2 rRNA genes are annotated in these 771 nt (G+C 39.6%); both read right to left on the reverse strand.

Annotated features, from left to right (window positions below):
* Window positions 1-415: 415 nt before the first annotated feature.
* Window positions 416-530 (reverse strand): 5S ribosomal RNA (gene rrf, locus A3766_RS21650).
* A 167-nt stretch (window positions 531-697) separates the two neighbouring features.
* Window positions 698-771, reverse strand: a 23S ribosomal RNA gene (locus A3766_RS21655); the annotation flags it as partial.

Below are 771 nucleotides of genomic sequence, written 5' to 3' on the forward strand. Positions count from 1 at the left end.
ACTGTAAAAAATAATTTTTTCAACCGATTTCCCATACCTGCGGAATTACCTATTCAAGTTCCATTAACGAATTGTTCGGCGACCCAAAATCTACAACTAAAACTCTATTGCTTTGTCTTTGTATTATTTTTTATAAGCGAATGTAACTATATATATTTATCTAAAAGAATGCTGTGCACTCAATCACAGCTACTTCAACTAAGACATCACACTCCGCTGCATGTCCCGAAAAATGGGGGTTCAGAAATGTAAACAAATGCAATAAAACAGATAGTGTTATTGTATTAGCTGAATGCAGGTAGCGGGCTATGCATATTTATCCCCTAACTACACGAAAGCGTTTCTTCAGACTAAGGCTTTTATTTAGACAATAAAAAAACCCCAGCAGGATGACCTACTGGGGTTTCTAATAGAAGCCTGACGATGACCTACTCTCACATGGGACCTCCCACACTACCATCGGCGATGCTTCGTTTCACTTCTGAGTTCGGGATGGGATCAGGTGGTTCCAAAGCTCTATGGTCGTCAGACAAAACTTCGGTTGCTGATACTTGATCAACAACACTTAATTCTGCGTCTTTAACAATAGCAAGTAATAGCTAACTTTATCTCTGCTGTCTAACGAAGACTCATATCCAATTTGCGTTACCCGTCGTTGTACGAATAATCATTCACTATAAAACCACTTGGGCGTTATATAGTTAAGCCTCACGAGCAATTAGTACTGGTTAGCTCAATACGTTACCGCACTTACACACCCAGCCTATCAAC

The organism is Oleiphilus sp. HI0132 (assembly GCF_001635845.1).